The following is an 18,303-nucleotide window of genomic DNA, read 5'->3' as shown; positions in this document are numbered from 1 at the left end:
TTTTAATTTACAGACTTATTATAACATCTCGTGTGAACGTTTACAATATATTTGTTCATAAAACTGAAAAATATTACATTTCTTATCAATTTAATAGAACTTTTCATGAATGATTTCATTTCTAATCTCAATGTATGTAAGCTCCCTCCAGACGGTATTATTCTGTTTGAGGTAGATAGTTCCTTTGTCATTATCATAAAATTATTTAGAAAAACTTTATGAAAGTACTATTTATCTGTTACAATAAAGATATAATAAAAGGTATTGATGACGTCTTGTAGGTGGTCAAGCCAGTGTCGACACTACTTCTGGCGCTTCGGATGCAGGTAGCCACAGTGACGGTGCAGGTGAAGGAGATGCTACTTCTGCTGTTTCCAGTCATTGATCTAAAGAAAAGGTTGAGAAATCTTGTCTCATCCTTTTTTCTGTGCAAAAGATTATTCCATAAGACTCACTTGCGCAGATTTCGTGAACTTGCTATAATAATGAATATACGCAAACGTTTTCTGCCACAAGGAGATAATGATGATTGAAGCAAATCAATTATATAAGACATATAGTATTGTCGAGAAAGAATTAGGTCTTAAAGGTTCTATCAAAGCCTTTTTTCGCCCTAAGAAAAAACAAATTCATGCTGTACAGAATATTTCATTAACGGTTCAAAAAGGTGAAATTATTGGTTATATCGGTTCGAATGGAAGCGGAAAATCCACGACTATAAAAATGCTGACGGGTGTTCTTTATCCAGATCGAGGCAGTGTTAAAATTAATGGACTTACCCCACAGAAACATCGCACAGCAGTCAATAAGCAAATTGGCGTTTTGTTCGGACAAAAATCACATTTACGTTGGGATATCCCTGTGCTGGAATCTTTTATTTTACATGCGAAGATCTATGACGTTCCTGATAAAGTTTTTGAGGAACGCTTGGAGCAATTAATTGAGCTGTTGCAGCTAGGAGATTTTATTCACCAGCCTGTTCGTAATCTTTCGCTCGGGCAACGAGTTCGCTGCGAATTTGCTGCTATATTCATTCATCAACCTGCCGTTGTTTTCTTGGATGAACCTACAATCGGTCTTGATGCCAGTGTAAAAGAAACCATCCGCTCTTTCATTCGCTTTATGAATAAAGAGTATCAGACAACTTTCCTCATTACGTCTCATGATATGCAGGATATTGAGTCGCTCTGCGAACGAATTTTCATTATTGATAAGGGCAAAAAGGTTTATGACGGAAGTCTGACGCAATTAAGAGAAAAGTTTTCAACAATTAAAACCATTTCTTTCAAAACGCAAACGCCAATAGAAGAGCTGTTCCAAATCAATGGTTTTCGTTTTGAGAAAATTGACTCTTATCATTTCAATATTCATTATCAGACGGATATTTATACTAATGCCCAAGTTATCAATCAGATTTTTGAGCATTATTCAATCGAAGACCTAGCTATCAAAGAATTGACAATTGAAAATATCGTCAAACAAATTTATGAGGAGGGGCTTGATGAGTAAATATATTCATATCACACGATTAGCTCTTATTACGCAACTTCAATATAAATCTTTCTTTGTCGCGACCCTGATTCGTACTTTCATACAAGTGCTGGTCTCTATTTTCGTTTGGAAAACCATTTTTTTCACCCAATCTCAAGTCAATGGTTATACTTTAGAAACGTTCACAACCTATATTATCTTTGCAAATCTACTGGGAAATCTAAATAGTTTCAGCATTGGACGGGATTTGTCTATAATGATTGTTGATGGGAATATTACTGGCGAGCTACTCTATCCTTATTCCCTCATTACTTCTCTCTTTTTCCAAGACTTTGCTGTCAAAATCGTTGAAATTGTCAAATTCATTCCAATTTTATTAGTTATCCCTTTGCTTCAAGGACAGCTTTATCTTCCAAATTGGCAGACAGGATTGCTTTTCCTATTTTCTAGTTTATTAGGAATGTTTATCATCCTCCTGTTAGATTTAGGATTTAGCTTAACAGCCTTCTTCACGGCAAATACTTGGGGAATTTTGATTCTCAGAAACGGGCTTTTTTCACTCGCTTCAGGAGCGCTTTTGCCACTAAGTTTTTATCCAGAAAATATTGCAAACATTTTGAAACTATTACCTTATAGCTTTGCTGTTAATTTTCCGGTCAATATCCTTTTGAAAAGACAGGTTAATTTTGAACTCTTCTGGATTCAATTGGCTTGGATTCCGATACTTTCAGCTTTCATTACTTTTCTTTGGTATCAAGCTAAACGTCGTTTAGTTATTTTAGGAGGTTGAAGATGAAATACATCAGCATTTATTTTTATAACCTCAAAGCTTACTTGATTGCTAGTATGTCTTATAGGATGGACTTCTTTATTGGACTTATTTCTTCTTTGATTGAACAGATTGTTTATTTAATCTTTTTAAATGTATTATTTGCAAATATCAAGGAAATTGCTGGATTCAACTATGGACAAATGCTATTTATTTATGGAATGGCAACTATCGGACGTTCAATTCACCTGATTTTCTTTGACAATCTTTGGATGTTTGGAAGCCGCTATATTCGCAAAGGTGAGTTTGAACGCCTGCTTATCATGCCCATCAATCCTCTTTTTCAGCTAATTTGTGAACGCGTGCAGCTACAAGGATTTGGCACAACACTGATGGGAGCTATTGCAACTTATCAAGCCTATCATTTACTCGGACTGCACTGGAACATTTTTCATCTACTTCTCTTTGTCTTTATCTGTATTTGTATTGGTTTACTCTATGCTGCTATTCAATTAGGACCTACTGCTCTTGCTTTTTGGATTGTCGAATCTTTCCCTATCACAATGGGGATTTTCTCCCTCAATCAAATGGCACAATACCCTATCAAAATTTACCCAACCTTTATCCAATTGATACTAATTTTTGTATTTCCTTATGCTTTTACTTCTTTTTTTCCAGCTCTTTATTTTTTAAATCTAAGCTGGATTGGTTTGCTACTTCCTTTAGTCCTACTTGTTATTTTTACTATCAACTATGCTCTATTCAAATACGGCATGAAAAAATTCTCCAGTGTTGGGAATTAAATATTAAAAACCAACTGAAATCTTTCATCAGTTGGTTTTATTTGTCTTTGGAAAATAGAGACGAATCTCCGTATAAGTATTTTCTTCAGATTTAATTTCCATGTGATAGGATTTACCAAATTGTAATTGTAAACGCTGATTAACATTCTTCAAACCGACACCACCTAGGTGCATCAGGAGGGTATCAGCTGTATCATGAGTGACAAATCCTCGGCCATTATCGTAAATGGAAAGAATTAGTTGATGACTATTTTCATAAACACTAACTCGAATCATCCCTTGACGATTCATTTCCTTGATACCATGATAAATCGCATTTTCAACCAAAGGCTGCAAAATTAATTTTGGAATCTGATAATTATCATAAGCACTTAACTCTTCAATTTCATACTGTAATTTCTCTCCATACCGCTGTTTTTGAATGAACAAATATTGTCGAACATGATCAATTTCATCCTTGAGAGAAATTTGTTCATGACCTTGATTAAGTGCCAAACGGAAATACTTAGCCAGTGATTTTGTGACTTCTACAACACGTTTGCTATCGTTAAATTCTGCCATCCAAACAATGGTATCTAATGTATTGTACAAAAAATGAGGGTTAATTTGACTGGAAAGTGCCTGTAATTCATACTTTCTGACATTTTGCTCTTCTTCTTTGACAGCCATCATCAATTTGTCAATCTGATTGAGCATTGTATTAAACTGCTTGGCCAAATCAATCAACTCAGGGGATCCTTTTTCAACAGCTCGCAAGTGCGCATTCCCAGATCCGATAGCTAAAATGGTCTCTTGCAACTCATGCAAGGGCTTAATCCATAAACGCAAGATAAACCAAATGCCAATAAGACAAATACCTAAAGCTAATAATCCTGTTCCGATAAAAGACCAAAGAATTTGTTTTTGCACAGCATGCAGTTGCTCCATAGAAGACACACCAATCAAGGTCCAGTCACTATGTGGAATTTTGTACTGAGATACGTAGGCCTGCTTTGATTTTACATAACCATTTTTTGCAGCAATATAGGGCGCCATCGCACGCATTTCAGTAGCGGATGAATAAACTGTTTTCTTTGGATGATAGACAAAATCATGTTTGTCATTCACAATGAAGGTAAAACCGTCTTTCCCCAGTTGCAGGCGATCTAGATAGGCTTCCAACGTCTTGTAACCAATATCAAGTCGAACAACTCCTAGATTTTTCCCATCTTTATCCACTACCTCTTGTGTAATGGACACAACCCATTTTTCAGCAGCTTCTACCTTATCAACAGTTTTGCGCGCTGGTGTTAAGACAGGCATAGTCCCTTTGTGAATGGCATCCTGATACCAACGTTCTTGCATCATATCATTAGATGTTTTCACTGTTAAATTGGGATCAGTTGAGATGAGATTGCCATTTTTTGTTACCAAAACAGCGGATACCAAATCTGAATCTGTCTTTAAAATCATTCCCATCAACTGACGAAGCTGTTCAGCATTATCCGCATCGGGCTTTTGAGCATACGCTTTTACTTTATCGCTTTCAGCTAAACTGCTGGTAGTTTCTTTTAGCTTTTGTAAATAAGAAGTGATAAATTGTCCACTTTGTTGAATGGTATTACGCGTCGTTTGCTCCGTCGTTTGTCGAATAGCCGCCGAGCTAGTTTGATAGTACAACCCTCCAACAATTCCTAAAAGAACTAATATCATCACAAAAACATAAATCACTAACTGAATCAGCAGCGAATAACGTTTCATTTACTGTCTCCTTTTTTAAATTGCCGAGGTGTCACTCCAACGATTTGCTTAAAGCGTTGAGAAAAATAATTCATATCCTCAAATCCAACTTGCTCTGCTATTTCATACACTTTTAAATCCGTCGTCAGCAATAGTAATTTAGCTCGCTTCATTCGTTCCTGAATTAAATAATCTTGGAATGGCAAGCCTAGCTCTTTTTTAATCAATACACTTAAATAGGAAGAATTGAAGCCCAATTGAAATGATAAAGATTTCAAGGATAATTCTGTGTCAGCTAATCGGTCATGAATCGCTTGCTCCAAGTCCGAAAACTCTGCTTTCTCCACTAACTCATGCACTTGTTGCTGTTTCTTTTCCTTATCCAATTTTTCTTTTACTTTTATCAACATAGCTTCAACATCTTCTCTCGAAAATGGCTTCAGCAAATAATCATCTGCACCCAATTTAACAGCCGAAAGAGCATAATCAAAATCGTCATACCCCGTCAGAAAAATAATATGTAATTGCGGATACTGTTCTCTTGCTAATTGGGCTAATTTAATACCATTCATCTGAGGCATATTAATATCAGTCAGGATAATATCTGGGCATTCTGCTTGAATCTTTTCCCAAGCCTCTAAACCATTTTCAGCCTCACCTATCACTTGCATGTTAAATTTTTTAAAGTCTACTAAAGACGAAATACCTTGTCGAACAAGGTATTCATCTTCTACAATCATAATTGAATACACGAGCGCGCTCCTACCATTTACTAAACTCATTATAGCAAATTTTTTCTTAAAATGCTGTTAGACATAGTTCAATAAATATCCATAACCTTTGCTTTCCATTTGGTCTTTAGGAATAAACTTGATAGACAAGCTATTAATACAATAACGAAGTCCACCTTTATCTTTAGGACCATCTGTAAAAACATGCCCCAGATGGGAATTTCCAACGCGACTTCGAACTTCTGTCCGAGTCATATTAAAGCTATGGTCTTCTTTATAGTTTGCGACATCCGGGCTAATCGGACGTGTAAAGCTTGGCCAGCCACAGCCTGATTCAAATTTATCTTTTGATGAGAATAATGGCTCACCTGTTACAACATCGACATAGATTCCTGCATCAAATTTATCCCAATAACGATTTGAAAAAGCGCGCTCTGTATCATCTTTTTGAGTCACTGCATACTCTTCCTCTGTCAGTTTTTTCTTAATTTCAGCATCTGACGGTTTTTTATATTTAGAAGCATCAATGACTGGATAGGCAGCCTGTTTAACATTGATATGACAATATCCGTTTGGATTTTTCTTCAAATAATCTTGATGGTATTCTTCAGCTTTGATAAAATGTTTGAGCGGCTCTTTTTCAACCGCCAAAGTTGTTTTAAATTTTTTGCTTTGTTCTTCAAAAACCTTGTTAATCGTTTCAACATCAGCTTGATCTTTGTAATATACTCCTGTGCGATATTGTACGCCACGGTCATTTCCTTGTTTATTTTTGCTGGTTGGATCGATAATTCTAAAGTAATGCAGCAAGATTTCTCTTAAAGAAATTTTATTGGCATCATAAGTCACATGAACCGTTTCAGCGTGTTTAGTTTGTGAGATTAGTTCATAATTCGTTGTTTCGCTATTTCCGTTCGCATAGCCAGAAACTGCGTCTACTACACCATTTACACGAGAGAAATATTCTTCCACCCCCCAGAAACAGCCACCTGCAAGATAAATATGTTTTAAATTAGCATTTTTCAAATCAGGTTTCTTGTTGTTGACGGGTGTCGTTTGGCTAACGGACGCTTCTTTTATTTTGTCAATAGAAGACTTCGTTGTCATAAAACGCCCACCTAAAACAATTGTACCAAGGATAAGTAAAATGGATCCGAGGAGTAAAAGCAATTTCATTTTGTGATCCATTGTCATTACCTCCTATTTGATACTTTTCAGAGTTGATTCAATTTCAGACTTTTTGATAAAACCTGGACGAGTTTTAACTAATTTTCCATTACTATCAATAAATGCGGCTGTTGGATAAGAACGAACTCCATATTGCTCTAGTAATTTTCCGCTTGAATCAATCAAAACAGGTAAGTTTTTATAATCTAGTTTTGAATACCACTTTTTGAAATCTGCTTCTGATTTTTCACCCTTATGACCTGGAGAAACGACTGATAAAATAACGTAGTCTTTGCCATTTTCTTTCGCCAATTCATCCGTGTGTTTCAGCGTGGATAGACAGATTGAGCACCATGATGCCCAGAATTTCAAATAAACTTTCTTTCCTTTAAAATCTGATAGTTTATAAGTCTTGCCATCGACTCCTTTTAGATTAAAATCAGGAACAGCTTCTCCTTGATTTGCTTTTGTAGCAGTAACCTCATTGTTCTTGTTAGCTACTTGTCCTTGTTCAGTTTTATTTGTATCATTTGCTGAAGAATTTGTTTTTTGATTTGCACATGCACCTAAAAAGGTAGCACATAACAAACTCGTAACAACTAACATTGATTTTTTCATGGGATTTCCTCCTTTTTTATCCACCAAATATTGAAGCCAGAACGTTGAAATTTCCTAGCATGAGTAAGATTCCCATTAAAATAATGAGAGCCCCTCCAATCTTCTTCAATGTGCTCATATAAGGTTTAATTTTCCCAAAATGGCGCAATACAATTGAAGAAGCAAAAGCTAAAATAAGAAATGGGATAGCTAATCCTAGGGTATAAACCAACATGAGCAATCCACCTTGCCAAGCTCCATTTCCACCAGAAGCAGCAATAGCTAATACTGAACTAAGGACTGGGCCAACACAAGGTGTCCAACCAAAACTAAAAGTTACACCTAATAAGAAAGCATTGTAAAAATCATTCCTATTCTTATTTTGCTTTAATTGGAGACTTTTTTGTCGTTGTAATACCTTGAAATTTATCAACTCCATTTGATGAATACCAAGTAGAATGACAATAGCCCCCAGTACATAACGAAACCAATCAGCGTTCAAGATTTTTCCTAAAAATCCTGCTCCATATCCAAGAATTAGAAATACAACTGATAAACCAGCAATGAAAAATAGTGTTTTTACAATGCCATACCAAGAGATTTTCTTTCCCAAAACAGTCACTGTCCTCGGCTCGTCTGTATCTAACAAAATTCCAACATACACCGGTAAGAGAGGTAAAATACACGGCGAGAAGAAAGATAAGATACCGGCCAAAAATACAGAAATTGAAAATACGGTTGATGCCATACCTTTTCTCCTTACTAATTTTCTTTATATAGCTAGTATATATGTGATGAGCAAAAAAAAATAGAGACGACGATTTGAAAAAACTTGAATTTAATATGGTCATAAAAAAATCTACCACTTTCGTGATAGACTTCTTGAGATTATTCCATTTCAAAAGTATCGCTTTTTTGCTTGTTTGGTAAAAACAAAGAGACTATAATTCCAATAACTGTTGGTATTAGCCAAGGAATAGATGCTTGGGCAAGCGGTAGGGTGTTGATTATACTTATAAGAGCAGTTAATTTAAATTGTTGTCCAATAATACTTGCAAAGGCGATAGCTGTCACAACGGCTACTGTCAATTGCATCCCTACTTTAGATAAGGCAACAAATTTATTGACCATCACAATCATTACGATTGCAATAGTAATTGGATAAAGAATTTGTAAAACTGGCACAGAATACTGAATAATTGTTTCCAAGCCAAGATTTGCAATTGCAAATCCAATCAATGTAAAGACTGTCGCATAAGTTTTGTAAGCAATCGCAGGAAACGTTTTATTGAAAAATTCAGATGTTGAGACAATCAAACCGACCGTTGTGGTAAAACAAGTCACTATCACCATTACAGCAAGGAAAATTTGCGCTGTTGGTCCAAAAATAGCCTGTGTAGCTCGGGACAAGACATAGACCCCTTTATTGGCATCAGACGCCATTACATCAGCAGGAATTGGGAAATGATTCCCTAAGAAAGCCAATCCAATATACAACGCACTAAACCCAAGTGCCACAACCACTCCAACAATCCAAATAGTCGAAATATATTCTTTTTTATTGGCAAAACCAAGTTGGTTCAATGTTTGGACAGCAATAACACTAAAGGCAACAGAAGCAAGTGCGTCAAGCGTATTATACCCTTCAAGAAAGCCGGATCCAAAAGCTGCCTTTGCGTATTCTGCACTAGCTATTTGTGGTACGGTAGCCCCATATTTAATGACTCCTAAAATGATTAAAATGATAATCAAGATGGCAAAGACAGGGGTCAAAATACGACCAATCCGATCCAAAATTTTAGAAGGATTTAATGAAATCAGATAAGCAGATACAAAATATAAAATTGTAAAAATAATGAGTCCCAAACCAGTCATATTACTCGGAAGCAATGGTGCAATCCCAACTTCATAGGAGGTAGTTGCTGTCCGTGGTATGGCAAAAAAAGGACCAATTGCTAAATAAAGAGCCACTAAGTAACTCGTTGCAAACCACGGAGAAATCTTTTTAGAAATCTCATAAACATAACCTTTTGGATTTAATGCACCAATAATCAATGTCAAAATAGCAATTCCAACTCCCGAAAGTACAAATCCAGAAATTGCTGGCCAAAAATTCTTACCTGACATGGCTCCTAAAGTTGGCGGAAAAATTAAATTACCTGCGCCGAAAAATATTCCGAACAAGAGTAATCCTGTTAATGCTCCTTTTTTTATCATCTTATCTCCTTAAAAATTTTGATAGATTCATTTTTTATAATTCAAAAAACTCCGATATAATTTTAAATATTTTATGAATTCTGAATATTTAGATTAAAATTAAAAGCAGCACAACAAAATAGATTGCACTGCTTTTTTTGCTTTATTTAATTCCTAAAGCAATACGTGCATAGCGACTCATTTTATCTACAGTCCATGCCGGATACCATACTAATCTCACGTCTACTTTGCTAACTTCTGGCACATCGGTCATCACGTCACGGATTTGATCAGTCAAGAAATCAGCCAACGGACATCCCATAGTAGTTAAAGTCATATCAATCTGCGTTTCACCATTTTCGTCATTGAAACGAATTTCATAGACCAAACCAAGATTAACAATATCAATTCCTAATTCAGGATCAATAACTTGTTCCAAACTTTCCAAGATACGATTTTTAATATCATCAATTTGTTCATTTGTGTATGTCATGGTGTCTCCTTTTATCTACTAATCCTCAATAAAGTCACGAAGCGGTTTGCTACGACTTGGATGACGCAATTTGCGCAGGGCTTTAGCCTCAATTTGTCGAATCCGTTCACGAGTTACGTTAAATACTTTTCCAACATCTTCCAGTGTACGCATTTTCCCATCATCTAGCCCAAAACGCAGACGCAGCACATTTTCTTCACGGTCTGTTAATGTATCAAGAACTTCATCTAATTGCTCACGCAAAACGATACGCGTTGTATAATCAACTGGATTTTCAATAACCTCATCCTCAATGAAATCACCCAAATGACTATCATCTTCCTCTCCAATTGGTGTTTCAAGAGAAACAGGTTCTTGTGCAATCTTCAAAATTTCACGGACTTTATCAGGCGTCATGTCCATCCGCTCTGCAATTTGCTCTGGCGTTGGATCTTGCCCCAATTCCTGCAAAAGATTGCGTTGTTCCCGTACTAATTTATTGATTGTTTCGACCATATGAACCGGAATTCGAATTGTACGAGCTTGATCGGCAATCGCACGAGTAATCGCTTGACGAATCCACCAAGTAGCATATGTTGAAAATTTGAAACCTTTAGTATAGTCAAACTTATCAACAGCTTTCATCAATCCCATATTTCCTTCTTGAATCAAGTCAAGAAACTGCATGCCACGCCCAACATAGCGCTTAGCGATGGAAACGACCAACCGCAAATTAGCTTCCGCCAAACGTTGCTTGGCTTCTAAATCGCCTTGTTCCACGAGAACAGCTAATTCTTGCTCTTCTTCATTGGTCAACAGCGGAACAACACCAATTTCCTTTAAATACATACGGACAGGGTCGTTTACTTTAGCAGAATTGCTACCAAGCAACTCCTCATCTGTTAATTCAGCTTCTTCTTCCTCTGTATTTAAGACCCGTTCACTTGGGTTGCCCTCTTTATCCGTAATAGCAATCCCTGCGTCCTGAATTCGTTGAAGAAGATCCTCAATACCATCAGCATTTAAAGTAAATGGAATGACTAATTGATCATTGATCTCATCATCGGTTGCTGTACCAGTTTTTTTATGGTTGCGAATAAATTCTGCAACTTGAACATCAAAAGTTGTTACTTCTTTTTGTTTTGTAGCCATTCTTACTCCATTCTCCTTTTTTGAGCAATAAATCGCTCTAACTCTGTTAATGCCGTATCTGCATCACCATTGTGAGATGCTTCACGAACTTTTTTGCCAATCAATTGATTTTCTTTTCGAAGCAATTCTTTATCTCGAGTCTGTTCCACTTCGACTAGCTCCTGCTCAGATACCTCTTTGGGCAGATTCTCTTCTAAAACCCGATACCAGGATTGCTGTACTGAGTCATTTTGTTCAGATAAATCTTGTGGCGTAACTTCACCATTCGTTTTTAAAATATTATACAAAGTTTGCAATTCTGCTGTTGCAAAATGAAAATCTTCTCTTAAACGATAATCATTTAAGATGACAGGATTCTCAATCATACGTTGCAAGAGATGACTTTCAGCTTTAATCAATCGCGATACTTGCTTCGTTATTGGAATATCAAATCGTGTCACCTGCTGACGAACTTGCTGTTGCTGTTCTTTTCTATTGACCAGGCGATGATTATTAACAGCTTGCTCCACCTGCTGATAGTCAAAATCAGGTAACAGCTCAGCTAACATATAAATATATGAATTCTGTGCAGTAATCGACTTGACTTGTGCAATCAAAGGCGACATTCGCTCCACAAATTCTAGCTGAGCTTGCAAGTTTTCTACATTATCTGGCTTCAGATAGTTTAAAAGAAATTCTATATCACTAATTCGTGTTTTGATAAGTAAATTTTGTAAATCGTCAGCAGAATTTTTTTTGATAAACTCATCTGGATCCATATTATCGGGAATCCTAACAATTTCAACTGACAAATTATGTAATTCATCCAGTGCTTTTTGTGTTGCTGCCTGTCCCGCTTTATCACCATCGTATGTTAAAATGACTTTCTTTGTGAACTTACGAAGATGCTCTACATGCTCATGCGTCAAAGCTGTCCCCATAGAAGCCACAGCATTTTCAATTCCAGCGCGATAAGCTGCAATAACATCCATAAAGCCTTCCATTAAGTAAACTTCATGACTTCTCTTGATAGTCGCTTTAGCTTTGTCTAGATGATACAACTCATAACTTTTATTGAAAATTGGTGTGCTGCGGCTATTTTTATATTTAGCAACTTTCTGCTCTATATCATTAGCCTGCCAAACACGACCCGAAAAAGCAATAACTTGCCCTGTATCATTTGTCAACGGAAACATAATCCGATTTTGAAAAGCATCATAAACCAGATTATTATCAGCCAAGTTAAATAAACCTGAATTCATAATGACGTGTTCGTCAAATTTCCCACTAACACTTCTATAAAGATAGTTGTTTTCATTAGGCGCTAAGCCGATTTGAAAATGCTTTATCACCTCATCTGTCAAGCCACGCTCATAAAGATAAGAACGTGCTTCTTCTCCTATCTTTGTTGTCATCAATACTGCATGATAAAACCTTGCAGCTTCCGTGTGAATGTCATAAAGTGCTTGATGAGGATTAGTATGAGTTGACTGTTCTGTTCTACTATGCTCTATTTCTAACGGAAACCCTGCACGATCGGCAACAATTTGTATAGCGTCCATAAAAGAAACGCCGCGATAATCTTCAATAAATTTAAAGACATCACCTGACTTCCCACAGCCAAAACAGTGATAAAATTGTTTTTCTTCTACTACATTGAATGATGGAGTTTTTTCCCCATGAAAAGGACAAAGCCCCAGATAATTCCTTCCGGCCTTTGTTAGAGCAACGACTTCTCCTATGATTTCGACGATATTGACGCTATTTTTAATATCAGAAATGATTTCTTTATCAATCAATAGACAACACCCCCAATTTATCATAGAATAACAACTTACATTTTATAATAAATTTACCAAAAAGTAAAATATTCACTATATTTTTTAGACATTTTATTGACTTTCCCCTTTTTTTAGATATAATATAGTTTAGTATTTTGAAAGGAAAAAGAAAATGTTAAAGGAATTAAAAAACTTTCTTCTTCGCGGTAACGTGATTGACCTAGCGGTCGGTGTCGTCATCGCTAATGCTTTTGGAGCCATCGTCAAATCATTGATTGAAGACGTTATTACTCCTTTGTTTCTCAATCCAGCTATAAAAGCTGCTGGTGTAGAACAAATTGCTGGTCTAAAATGGAATGGAATTGCATACGGCAGCTTCTTGAGTGCTATTATCAATTTCCTCGTCATTGGAACAGTCCTCTTCTTCATCGTTAAGTCTGTTGAAAAAGCACAAAACCTTACTAAAAAAGAAGATACTGTAGAAGAATCCGCAGGACCAACTGAATTAGAAGTTCTTCAAGAAATCAAAGCCTTGCTCGAAAAGAAATAGAGATTTGGGAGAAAAATAAAACATTGTAGGAGTTTGAGAAAATTTTTATCTCAGACTCTTTTCTTTTGAAATAGAAACAAAAAAACAGGATTTCAATCCTGCTTTTTCTAATATTAGAATTTTTTACGTTTACGAGCTGCTTCTGATTTGCGTTTGCGTTTTACAGAAGGTTTTTCATAGAATTCACGTTTGCGTGTTTCTTGAAGAGTACCAGCTTTAGTAACCGCACGTTTAAAACGACGAAGAGCATCGTCAAGGGATTCATTCTTACGTACTACTGTTTTTGACATTTTTTTCACTCCCTTCAAGCTTAAAATCCTTTAAATTTTATCATATTGAAATACACTTGTCAAGTCCCATGAGAATGTGGAATGTGTCTGTTTTTGGGAGAAAATGAAAAAATTGATTGAGCATCTGATAACTACCTCATTCTGTAATCTAGGCTACAAATTTATCGGATTTGTTCAAAATGCAAATGAACTGCGATATGATCGCCATAGCCATTCCGATCTAAATCACGTTGCAAGCGATAGGAAATGTAATGCTCAGCAATCGTAATATAACCAGCACCTAACAGACGATTTTCTACCATAGATTGGATCATACTAATAGTAGCTCGCTCAACCCTCGCTTCTTCCAAATCTAGCACTACCTTTTTGGTTACAAGTGCTAAATTTTGACGTAGATCATCTGTCAAGACATAGACTGTTTGTGCTGCTTTCAGAATAGCTTGATAAATTTTATCTGGATTAAAATCAGTAACTTCTCCATTACGTTTGATGACTTGCATGAGAAACTCCTTTAAAATTAGTTAGTTTCGTGTACTTAGTACAGTAAAAATATTATACTATTTTTTCACTAATTCTCAAAACGATAGATATTTTGAGAAGTTTAGTAGATGAAAATTACGCTTTCTCAAGCCTGATTTTATTTACAAACATTTTCATTCTTCAATGTTAGTTTTTAATCTCTCAATCTAAAAAAGACAAACACTTAAAAATAGAGTTGTTTGTCTTTGGGTCAAAAGATTAGACTTTTCTAAAATCTTCAGCTATTTAATCTTCGTTATTTCTTTTACGACGGCGAGCACTGGATAAAGTTCCCAAACCAAGTAGCAGTCCTAATGCAGCAACCTGATTGGTTTTGGTACCAGTAGCAGGCAGAACTTTTTGACTGCTATTTTGTTGTTGTCTAACTAGCAATGGTTTTGGTTGGTAAGTTCTAGATAAGTGTAATCTTTGTACTTCTACACCTGTTTCTTTTTGAGCCTTCGTAGGAAGTTGACTTTGCAATTGTTCGTAGTTTTCTTGTAACTTGGTATAAATTGAACGAGAAATAGCCAGTTTTGTTTCTTCCTCATTTAACATTTTAACCTTAGCAGCATAATCAGCTTGTGCAGCTTGAAAAGCCTTTTGAGCTGCTTCAAGTGCTTGTGGTGCATTTTGTAATTTTACCAAGTTATCTTGTGCTACTTTTAGTGCAGTTTGACTAGTTTGCAAAGCATCTTTTGCTTTAGCAACATTCAATTCTGCTGTAATTAAGGCTTTCTTTAGTTCTGCTAACTTATTTTTAGCGGTTTCCAGTAATCCTTGTTCTTTTGCTAACGCTGCTTGTTTTGGCGCCAACTTGGATGCAATAGCTGCAGTTGCACGCTTCAAAGCTGCTTCTTTTGTCACAACATTTTGTTTCGCTTTTGTCAAAGCTGCTTCGGCTGTAATCACTCCAGCATTCGCAGTAGCAAGAGCAGCCGAACGATTCGCAGCTAATTTTTGAAGGTCTGCTAATTTTGCCTTTTGGATATTTAAAGTAGATACATAACCCGTTCTTTGAGCTCGCAACACACCTAATTGATTCTTGGCTGCTGTCGCTTGTGCATTTGCGGCTTTTGCAGCACCAGCAAAATTACGGATTGCTTGCTCATAAGCATCTGCGCTAAGAAGAGTACCGTTATTGAAGCGTTCATTAGATGCTGTGTGGAAACCAACTTCATATAAATTATTATATGGATTTGGATTACTATAATATGCTGCTGAAATCGAATTAAAGTTTTTATCCATCATTTGAAGATAGTGACCAACTTTGTAGAAGAAATCAAGCTGACCTCGCTTGTAAAGAGTAGTATAAATTTTATTGGAATCAATGTCTCGCTCATTTGTTGTTAGCCCATACTTAGCTGCCTCAGCCATATATAAGGCTTTTTCTTTATACCAATAGTCAACCGCTCCTCTTACAGAGCTATTAATGGCCACGTTTTCATTGCCAAAATATTTGCCCATATGCCAATTTGCTCTTCTAAAATAAAGAGTTTGGACTTGGCTGGCTGGATTCTTGTAAGGATCAATCAACAGTTCTTTTAATCCAGCTTGTCTACGGTAAGCATTGATTGCCCTAACCAATTCAATCGCTTTTAAATTATTTTCTAAAGTTGCTGGACTTGTTGAATCAGAACCAACTGTAATACCGTCTTCATGTTTAGCTCTTTCATAAGTCGCTAGAGCTTCAGCAGCTGCATTACGAATCGCTTGGTTGGCTCCATTTGTTTTAGCATGTTGCAAAAATTCACCATAGGCTGCTTTACTCAAGTCAACATTTCTTCTATTAGCAACTGATTGTTCAGCGCGGGTTACTTCAGCAGCTTTTTGATCAATAGCCGCTTGATTTTCTGCAACTTTTTGCTCACTTTGCTTGACTTGTTCAGTAGCTGCATTGATTTCTTTAGGAAGATTAGCGATTTCTTCTTTCACTGTAGCAAGATTTTTTTGCTTTTCTGCCAAATTCTTTTCCGCTTGTTTTTCTTCTTCTTTTGCGCGGTTAAGATCGTGTTCCTCATTGGCAACTGGAGCTTTAGCTGTGTCTAATTCACGTTGTGCAACATCAACAAGTGATTGCTGCCCCGCTACAATATTTTCTTGATTTTTAACAGCTTCTTTTGCCTTTTCTTCCGAACACTTTGCTTCTTGAACCTTCTTCTCCTCTGTTACAACGGTGTCCTCTGCTGTTTTTACTTTTTCTTTTGCAGCTTCAATCACTTCTGAAGTTGCTGCATTTTTTTCTGTTTCTGCATCTGCTACGGCTTTCTGTCTATTTACGACCGCTTCCTTTGAAGTATTTACATCCTCTTTTACTTTATCTACAACTTTCTGTTGTGTATCTTTCTGAACTTTCGCAGCATTTGCTTCCAATTTTGCTGATTGAACGTCAGATTCTGTAACTGGTTTGGTAATTTTTTCAGATGTCTTTGGTTCAGTAGATTGTGGTTTTACTTCTTCGGCGCTTACTTGATGTGATAAACTACCCGAAATAATTGTTGTTGCAGCTAAACCGGTCGCAACGACTGACTTTTTTAGTTTTCTCTCCATTAGAGGACCTCCTAATATACTTGCTATTTTTTATTATAAACCATTTCAACCCAAATTACAATTCCACTAATGTATTACGCAGATAACTATTTCATTAAATTTCTTTTACACTGATTATTTAGTGGAGAGTAATCCACAGGACAATCTTATACAACACAAACTATCATTTCCTGATTGTAAAAGATTTCAAAATACGCTACAATAAAGAAAATTTCTTCTGTACGGGGACAGTTAAGATGCCAAAATCTAAATATCAATGTATCGTAGATCGGATTCGTCAAGATATTCAAAATGGGAAATTGCTCAAGGGGCAGAAGATTCCTTCTATTCGTAAGTTAGCAGATAAGTATCATTGCAGCAAAGATACAGCCCAGAAGGCACTAATGGAATTAAAATATCAAAAATACATCTATGCTGTTCCCAAGAGTGGCTACTATGTCTTAGAAAATAGTCTGGAAGATCAGCAAGATATGGAATTATCTGTCAGGGATGACCGCCACCAAATTTATGAAGATTTTCGAATTTGTCTCAATGAAACACTGATTGGACGAGAAAATTATCTTTTTAACTACTATTCACAGCAGGAAGGGTTGGAGGACTTGCGTCAGTCGGTTCAGCAACTGCTTCTCGATTCAGCTGTTTACACATCTGCCGACAAACTGGTTCTAACCTCTGGTACCCAGCAAGCTCTTTATATTCTGTCGCAAATTGTCTTTCCAAACGAAAAACATGAAATTTTAGTTGAGCAGCCGACTTATCATCGAATAAACGATTTGCTAACTGCCCAAAAACTTCCTTATCAAACGATTGAACGGACTCCAGAAGGAATCAATCTAAAAAAGTTAGAGTGGATTTTCCGAACGGGTCATATCAAGTTTTTCTATACCATTCCACGCTTTCACTACCCCTTAGGACATTCTTACAACCGAAAAGAAAAAGAGGAAATCATTCGTCTTGCTCAGCTTTATGATGTTTATATCGTAGAAGATGATTATTTGGCTGACTTTGACAGCAAGTGCGAACTGACTTTCCATTACTTGGATGATAGCCAGCATGTCATCTATATCAAATCTTTTTCTGCCAGTCTTTTTCCCGCCTTACGAATAGCAGCTCTACTATTGCCATCGGATATTCAATCGGCTTTCATTGCTTATAAGAAAGCAGTAGACTACGATAGCAATCTCATCATGCAAAAAGCCTTATCTCTTTACATTGATAATCTTATGTTTGAGAAAAATCGTCTTTTTCTTCTCAATAAACAAGAAAAAGAAGTAATGAGAGCTAAAAAACTTTTAAGTGAAAATCAACTCAAACTTCCCTACTTTCTAAATAGAGATGCTATCTTACTGGATCTACGTGGACTTAAATCTGTCAGCACCCTCAAACATAGCAATCTACCATTGGATTTTTTTGAAGCAAGCTATATACACGATTGTCCTTATCAATACGCAAAAATTAGATATGAAAATCTAGAAAAAACCTTACAACATTTAAATAAATATTTATAAAAGGAGCCGAAGCTCCTTTTTTCTAAGAA

General features: G+C 36.2%; 17 protein-coding genes. 5 read left to right on the top strand and 12 right to left on the bottom strand.

Annotated features, from left to right (window positions below):
• Positions 1-525: 525 nt before the first annotated feature.
• Genes SCSC_RS04225 through SCSC_RS04215 form a run of 3 tightly spaced genes read left to right on the top strand, consistent with a single transcriptional unit; the run spans position 526 to position 3,063 of the window.
• Complete coding sequence (locus SCSC_RS04225; RefSeq protein ID WP_006269571.1) at positions 526-1,509, top strand: ABC transporter ATP-binding protein; 984 nt, start codon at positions 526-528, stop codon at positions 1,507-1,509.
• Positions 1,502-2,281: an ABC transporter permease gene (locus SCSC_RS04220; protein ID WP_006269473.1), complete on the top strand. Its 780-nt coding sequence runs from the start codon at positions 1,502-1,504 to the stop codon at positions 2,279-2,281. The genes SCSC_RS04225 and SCSC_RS04220 overlap by 8 nt, the downstream gene beginning before the upstream one ends.
• A 2-nt stretch (positions 2,282-2,283) precedes the next feature.
• Positions 2,284-3,063 (top strand): ABC transporter permease, encoded by a 780-nt coding sequence (locus SCSC_RS04215; protein ID WP_006269586.1) that lies wholly within the window; start codon positions 2,284-2,286, stop codon positions 3,061-3,063.
• A gap of 27 nt (positions 3,064-3,090) precedes the next feature.
• Here SCSC_RS04215 and SCSC_RS04210 read toward each other — a convergent pair whose 3' ends face one another.
• From SCSC_RS04210 to dnaG, 9 genes are all read right to left on the bottom strand, one after another.
• Positions 3,091-4,803, bottom strand: coding sequence for a cache domain-containing sensor histidine kinase (locus SCSC_RS04210; protein WP_006269559.1), 1,713 nt, complete (start codon positions 4,801-4,803; stop codon positions 3,091-3,093).
• Positions 4,800-5,534, bottom strand: coding sequence for a response regulator transcription factor (locus SCSC_RS04205; protein ID WP_006269551.1), 735 nt, complete (start codon positions 5,532-5,534; stop codon positions 4,800-4,802). The genes SCSC_RS04210 and SCSC_RS04205 overlap by 4 nt, the downstream gene beginning before the upstream one ends.
• Positions 5,535-5,591: 57 nt before the next feature.
• Positions 5,592-6,701 (bottom strand): peptide-methionine (R)-S-oxide reductase MsrB, encoded by a 1,110-nt coding sequence (gene msrB, locus SCSC_RS04200; protein ID WP_006269564.1) that lies wholly within the window; start codon positions 6,699-6,701, stop codon positions 5,592-5,594.
• 12 nt (positions 6,702-6,713) lie between these two features.
• The gene (locus tag SCSC_RS04195) at positions 6,714-7,298 is read right to left on the bottom strand and encodes a redoxin family protein (RefSeq protein ID WP_006269481.1); all 585 of its coding nucleotides are present in this window, start codon (positions 7,296-7,298) and stop codon (positions 6,714-6,716) included.
• Between the two features lie 16 nt (positions 7,299-7,314).
• Positions 7,315-8,025 (bottom strand): thiol-disulfide oxidoreductase-associated membrane protein CcdA2, encoded by a 711-nt coding sequence (gene ccdA2, locus SCSC_RS04190; RefSeq protein ID WP_003069152.1) that lies wholly within the window; start codon positions 8,023-8,025, stop codon positions 7,315-7,317.
• A gap of 140 nt (positions 8,026-8,165) precedes the next feature.
• On the bottom strand, positions 8,166-9,494 hold the full coding sequence (gene brnQ / locus SCSC_RS04185; protein ID WP_006269526.1) for a branched-chain amino acid transport system II carrier protein: 1,329 nt from the start codon (positions 9,492-9,494) through the stop codon (positions 8,166-8,168).
• Positions 9,495-9,636: 142 nt separating this feature from the next.
• Positions 9,637-9,966, bottom strand: coding sequence for a metal-sulfur cluster assembly factor (locus tag SCSC_RS04180; protein ID WP_003069160.1), 330 nt, complete (start codon positions 9,964-9,966; stop codon positions 9,637-9,639).
• Positions 9,967-9,984: 18 nt separating this feature from the next.
• Positions 9,985-11,097: an RNA polymerase sigma factor RpoD gene (gene rpoD, locus SCSC_RS04175; protein WP_003031450.1), complete on the bottom strand. Its 1,113-nt coding sequence runs from the start codon at positions 11,095-11,097 to the stop codon at positions 9,985-9,987.
• A 2-nt stretch (positions 11,098-11,099) separates the two neighbouring features.
• Positions 11,100-12,875, bottom strand: a complete 1,776-nt coding sequence (gene dnaG, locus SCSC_RS04170; RefSeq protein WP_006269558.1) for a DNA primase — start codon at positions 12,873-12,875, stop codon at positions 11,100-11,102.
• Between the two features lie 154 nt (positions 12,876-13,029).
• On the opposite strand from dnaG, the gene mscL reads away from it, so the two are divergent.
• On the top strand, positions 13,030-13,407 hold the full coding sequence (mscL, locus tag SCSC_RS04165; RefSeq protein WP_006269480.1) for a large conductance mechanosensitive channel protein MscL: 378 nt from the start codon (positions 13,030-13,032) through the stop codon (positions 13,405-13,407).
• Positions 13,408-13,520: 113 nt separating this feature from the next.
• Here the strand turns inward: mscL and rpsU are convergent, their stop codons facing one another.
• The 3 genes from rpsU to SCSC_RS04150 form a co-directional block, all read right to left on the bottom strand.
• Positions 13,521-13,697 carry a 30S ribosomal protein S21 gene (rpsU, locus tag SCSC_RS04160; RefSeq protein ID WP_000048054.1) on the bottom strand — a complete coding sequence of 59 codons (177 nt, stop codon included), beginning with the start codon at positions 13,695-13,697 and terminating at the stop codon, positions 13,521-13,523.
• Positions 13,698-13,858: 161 nt separating this feature from the next.
• A complete protein-coding gene (locus SCSC_RS04155; RefSeq protein WP_003069168.1) occupies positions 13,859-14,197 on the bottom strand; it encodes an ATP cone domain-containing protein in 339 nt (112 codons plus the stop codon).
• Between the two features lie 265 nt (positions 14,198-14,462).
• Positions 14,463-16,766 carry a CAP domain-containing protein gene (locus SCSC_RS04150; RefSeq protein ID WP_006269528.1) on the bottom strand — a complete coding sequence of 768 codons (2,304 nt, stop codon included), beginning with the start codon at positions 16,764-16,766 and terminating at the stop codon, positions 14,463-14,465.
• Positions 16,767-17,002: 236 nt separating this feature from the next.
• Between SCSC_RS04150 and SCSC_RS04145 the strand changes: the two genes are divergently transcribed.
• Positions 17,003-18,274, top strand: a complete 1,272-nt coding sequence (locus SCSC_RS04145; protein ID WP_006269545.1) for an aminotransferase-like domain-containing protein — start codon at positions 17,003-17,005, stop codon at positions 18,272-18,274.
• Positions 18,275-18,303: the final 29 nt, after the last annotated feature.

The organism is Streptococcus constellatus subsp. constellatus (assembly GCF_023167545.1).
Lineage (GTDB): Bacteria > Bacillota > Bacilli > Lactobacillales > Streptococcaceae > Streptococcus > Streptococcus constellatus.
Note: the sequence above shows the minus strand (reverse complement) of the source record. Positions and strands in the feature narration are given on the sequence as shown.